At 42.4% G+C, this 5,000-nt stretch carries 2 protein-coding genes and 3 rRNA genes (2 of these 5 only partly in view); 4 read left to right on the forward strand and 1 reads right to left on the reverse strand.

The window, feature by feature from the left end:
• The 3 genes from MHH42_RS01600 to MHH42_RS01610 form a co-directional block, all read left to right on the forward strand.
• A 23S ribosomal RNA gene (locus MHH42_RS01600) occupies nucleotides 1-1,660 on the forward strand (it extends 1,262 nt beyond the left edge of the window).
• Between the two features lie 49 nt (nucleotides 1,661-1,709).
• A 5S ribosomal RNA gene (gene rrf, locus MHH42_RS01605) occupies nucleotides 1,710-1,825 on the forward strand.
• Between the two features lie 312 nt (nucleotides 1,826-2,137).
• Nucleotides 2,138-3,043, forward strand: a complete 906-nt coding sequence (locus MHH42_RS01610; protein ID WP_000658279.1) for a DMT family transporter — start codon at nucleotides 2,138-2,140, stop codon at nucleotides 3,041-3,043.
• 105 nt (nucleotides 3,044-3,148) lie between these two features.
• Here MHH42_RS01610 and MHH42_RS01615 read toward each other — a convergent pair whose 3' ends face one another.
• Entirely contained in the window at nucleotides 3,149-3,940 is a 792-nt protein-coding gene (locus MHH42_RS01615; protein WP_000460464.1) for a sulfotransferase family 2 domain-containing protein, read from the reverse strand.
• A gap of 314 nt (nucleotides 3,941-4,254) precedes the next feature.
• Between MHH42_RS01615 and MHH42_RS01620 the strand changes: the two genes are divergently transcribed.
• A 16S ribosomal RNA gene (locus MHH42_RS01620) occupies nucleotides 4,255-5,000 on the forward strand; it runs 806 nt beyond the window's last position.

Here is a 5,000-nt window from a genome sequence, read left to right on the forward strand (position 1 = left end):
GACCGGAAGGACTGGTGGAGCGCTTAGAAGTGAGAATGCCGGTATGAGTAGCGAAAGACGGGTGAGAATCCCGTCCACCGAATGCCTAAGGTTTCCTGAGGAAGGCTCGTCCGCTCAGGGTTAGTCAGGACCTAAGCCGAGGCCGACAGGCGTAGGCGATGGACAACAGGTTGATATTCCTGTACCACCTCTTTATCGTTTGAGCAATGGAGGGACGCAGAAGGATAGAAGAAGCGTGCGATTGGTTGTGCACGTCCAAGCAGTTAGGCTGATAAGTAGGCAAATCCGCTTATCGTGAAGGCTGAGCTGTGATGGGGAAGCTCCTTATGGAGCGAAGTCTTTGATTCCCCGCTGCCAAGAAAAGCTTCTAGCGAGATAAAAGGTGCCTGTACCGCAAACCGACACAGGTAGGCGAGGAGAGAATCCTAAGGTGTGCGAGAGAACTCTGGTTAAGGAACTCGGCAAAATGACCCCGTAACTTCGGGAGAAGGGGTGCTTTCTTAACGGAAAGCCGCAGTGAATAGGCCCAAGCGACTGTTTAGCAAAAACACAGGTCTCTGCGAAGCCGTAAGGCGAAGTATAGGGGCTGACACCTGCCCGGTGCTGGAAGGTTAAGGAGAGGGGTTAGCGTAAGCGAAGCTCTGAACTGAAGCCCCAGTAAACGGCGGCCGTAACTATAACGGTCCTAAGGTAGCGAAATTCCTTGTCGGGTAAGTTCCGACCCGCACGAAAGGTGTAACGATTTGGGCACTGTCTCAACCAGAGACTCGGTGAAATTATAGTACCTGTGAAGATGCAGGTTACCCGCGACAGGACGGAAAGACCCCGTGGAGCTTTACTGTAGCCTGATATTGAATTTTGGTACAGTTTGTACAGGATAGGCGGGAGCCATTGAAACCGGAGCGCTAGCTTCGGTGGAGGCGCTGGTGGGATACCGCCCTGACTGTATTGAAATTCTAACCTACGGGTCTTATCGACCCGGGAGACAGTGTCAGGTGGGCAGTTTGACTGGGGCGGTCGCCTCCTAAAGTGTAACGGAGGCGCCCAAAGGTTCCCTCAGAATGGTTGGAAATCATTCGTAGAGTGCAAAGGCATAAGGGAGCTTGACTGCGAGACCTACAAGTCGAGCAGGGACGAAAGTCGGGCTTAGTGATCCGGTGGTTCCGCATGGAAGGGCCATCGCTCAACGGATAAAAGCTACCCCGGGGATAACAGGCTTATCTCCCCCAAGAGTCCACATCGACGGGGAGGTTTGGCACCTCGATGTCGGCTCATCGCATCCTGGGGCTGTAGTCGGTCCCAAGGGTTGGGCTGTTCGCCCATTAAAGCGGTACGCGAGCTGGGTTCAGAACGTCGTGAGACAGTTCGGTCCCTATCCGTCGTGGGCGTAGGAAATTTGAGAGGAGCTGTCCTTAGTACGAGAGGACCGGGATGGACGCACCGCTGGTGTACCAGTTGTTCTGCCAAGGGCATAGCTGGGTAGCTATGTGCGGAAGGGATAAGTGCTGAAAGCATCTAAGCATGAAGCCCCCCTCAAGATGAGATTTCCCATAGCGTAAGCTAGTAAGATCCCTGAAAGATGATCAGGTTGATAGGTTCGAGGTGGAAGCATGGTGACATGTGGAGCTGACGAATACTAATAGATCGAGGACTTAACCATATAATATGAAGCAAATGTTATCTAGTTTTGAAGGAATATGCCTTCATAGTTTGGTGATGATGGCAGAGAGGTCACACCCGTTCCCATACCGAACACGGAAGTTAAGCTCTCTAGCGCCGATGGTAGTTGGGACCTTGTCCCTGTGAGAGTAGGACGTCGCCAAGCAAAAACCTAAGTCGATTCGACTTAGGTTTTTTTATGTTTATTTTTATTTATCAGCTGTTATAATCTATAATTTTAATAGTCCTAAAGAAGAAAAAAGATAAAATAGAAACGATATAAAGTGATAAGAAGGTTATAAAGTAATATATTTAAATGTAAATTAAAGGTAAGAATTACCTTTTGCATGAATTTAGTTGTAAAATGAACAAAAAAATTTTTACTCTTACATAACCTCTTTGTTTTTTTAGGGTTTTACATAAGGCTGAATCTATAATTAAGGTAGTTAACATATATTTTTGATGGGTGTGGGGGATTATGAAAGAAATATGCATGTTATTAGTGGCTGTTATATTATGGGGGACAGCCATTGCGCCAACGAAATGGGCGTTAGAATCTATTCAACCGTTTACTTTGTTGTTTATTCGTCTTTTCTTTGCGGGTGGAATTTGTATGCTATTCTCATTTAAACAACTACAAAAATCAGTTGTACATAAAAAAGTTCCATGGAAAAGAATGAGTTTGTTAGCTTTTACCGGTGTAGCTGGATATTTTATGTTTACATCCTACGGCATTTCTTTAACAAGTGGATTACATGTTAGTATCATAGATGCTGCATTACCATTAGTTACAATTCTATTTTCAGCATTCTTTTTGAAAGAGAAAATTCGGTTGAATTATTGGATAGGAATTATATTGGGGGCTATAGGAGTACTCTTTATTACGATTCCATCTAAAGGTGTTGATCAAGAAGTATCTTTAATAGGAGATGTACTTATATTATTGAGCACTTTTCTATTTGCTTTCTACACAGTTTTGTTAAAACGACCAAAACAAGAACAGTATTTATCAAATGAGGTATTTACCACATTAACTTTAATTATCGGAGCTGTTATTCTATTGCCGTTTGCCTTGGTAGAAATTCTTTATTACGGTTTCCCAAAGATTGAAACTTGGAAAACGGGATTTAGTGTAATGTACCTTGTTATTGGAGCAACAATTTTAGCATATTGGTTCTGGAATAAAGCGCTAGAGAGAGTTTCTGCATCAGTAAGTGGATTATATTTAAATGCATTACCGTTAATAAGCATTGTTACTTCAATTATCCTATTAAATGAATCTCTGACATGGAGGGTAATAATGGGGGCAAGTCTAGTTTTAATTGGAGTAGGATGGGCGGATAAGCAAAAAATACGTAATCTATTAAAAGGTAATAAGGTGTAGAGTCGGGACTGTTAAACAGTATGTTTTATATAATTAAAAATGTTAAAAAGATACCTTATATATATGAGGTATCTTTTTATATTTAGCAAAGAAAATAGACTGAAATTAGTATGGATATTCTTTGCTATATCTATATGTATCGAAATCATTTTGAAATATTGTTTGAACGAGCTGCATACACTCAGTATCGTAAAAACTTTCGAAAGTAGGATGGCGAGGGAATAAAGGATTCGTAATATCGGCTTCACTAAAATCCCCTTTATAAATCATGGTGGGAGTTTGATGATGCCAAGATGTTGAGAACTCATTTATTGGTGCAACTTTTAATTCGAAACGCTTTTCTAATTCTTTCATTTCCTGATTGAAGTTTTCTAAGTATATATAATTGGTCACATATTCTTCTTCACCAGTTATATATTGTTGTGTGAAATGTGGGTTAATGTCATCTGCTTGAGCACCTTTAATAAATAAGTAGTATAGAAATTGTTTAAATGAGATCCCTTTAGGAGAGTTTTCATCTTGATATAAAAACTTTCGGATGGGTTTCCATTCGGGATTTTCCACATAAGGAGGTGCAATTAAGGATACGAAAGAACTGACTGCCCTCCTATAAGGGTTGCGAACAAGTTTAAAAGTTTCTTTTTGTTTTTCTCGTAACGCTATACCTAGTCGTACACTATAGGCAGGTGTATTTTTGTATATATGATATTCATAATTATGAATGAAAGGACTATAGCTTAGAGCTGTTTGTAATAAATCAATCTGGTAAAAGAACCAATTAGCAAGAGAGGTGCAACCGCTTTTTTGACTCCAGAATAGAATGATGGGGAAATTTCTATGATAGTTTGGAATTCTTGAATGGGTGCTTATGATGCGTAATAAAGAAGAATCGAACAATCTCTACACTCCTTTCAGTTATCTTATTAATATGTATGAGAAATAAAGAAGGGGTATGAGAGTATCTTTCATCTTTAAAAAAAAACGAAAGATTAATATTGACTATTATTATATTGAGGTGTAATATAAAACAAGTCGCCGATGCAATAATGCAGAAAACGACAAACGAAATAAAAAAACTTAGTTGACATTGAAACATGAAGATGTTAACATAAGGGAGTCGCAAATGAGCGACCAAGTAGTTCTTTGAAAACTGAACGAAACAAACAACGTGAAACGTCAATTTTTATTTTTAGATGCTAGACAAACTAACTTTATTGGAGAGTTTGATCCTGGCTCAGGATGAACGCTGGCGGCGTGCCTAATACATGCAAGTCGAGCGAATGGATTGAGAGCTTGCTCTCAAGAAGTTAGCGGCGGACGGGTGAGTAACACGTGGGTAACCTGCCCATAAGACTGGGATAACTCCGGGAAACCGGGGCTAATACCGGATAACATTTTGAACTGCATGGTTCGAAATTGAAAGGCGGCTTCGGCTGTCACTTATGGATGGACCCGCGTCGCATTAGCTAGTTGGTGAGGTAACGGCTCACCAAGGCAACGATGCGTAGCCGACCTGAGAGGGTGATCGGCCACACTGGGACTGAGACACGGCCCAGACTCCTACGGGAGGCAGCAGTAGGGAATCTTCCGCAATGGACGAAAGTCTGACGGAGCAACGCCGCGTGAGTGATGAAGGCTTTCGGGTCGTAAAACTCTGTTGTTAGGGAAGAACAAGTGCTAGTTGAATAAGCTGGCACCTTGACGGTACCTAACCAGAAAGCCACGGCTAACTACGTGCCAGCAGCCGCGGTAATACGTAGGTGGCAAGCGTTATCCGGAATTATTGGGCGTAAAGCGCGCGCAGGTGGTTTCTTAAGTCTGATGTGAAAGCCCACGGCTCAACCGTGGAGGGTCATTGGAAACTGGGAGACTTGAGTGCAGAAGAGGAAAGTGGAATTCCATGTGTAGCGGTGAAATGCGTAGAGATATGGAGGAACACCAGTGGCGAAGGCGACTT

The organism is Bacillus sp. FSL L8-0099 (assembly GCF_038006385.1).
Taxonomy (GTDB): Bacteria; Bacillota; Bacilli; order Bacillales; family Bacillaceae_G; genus Bacillus_A; species Bacillus_A toyonensis.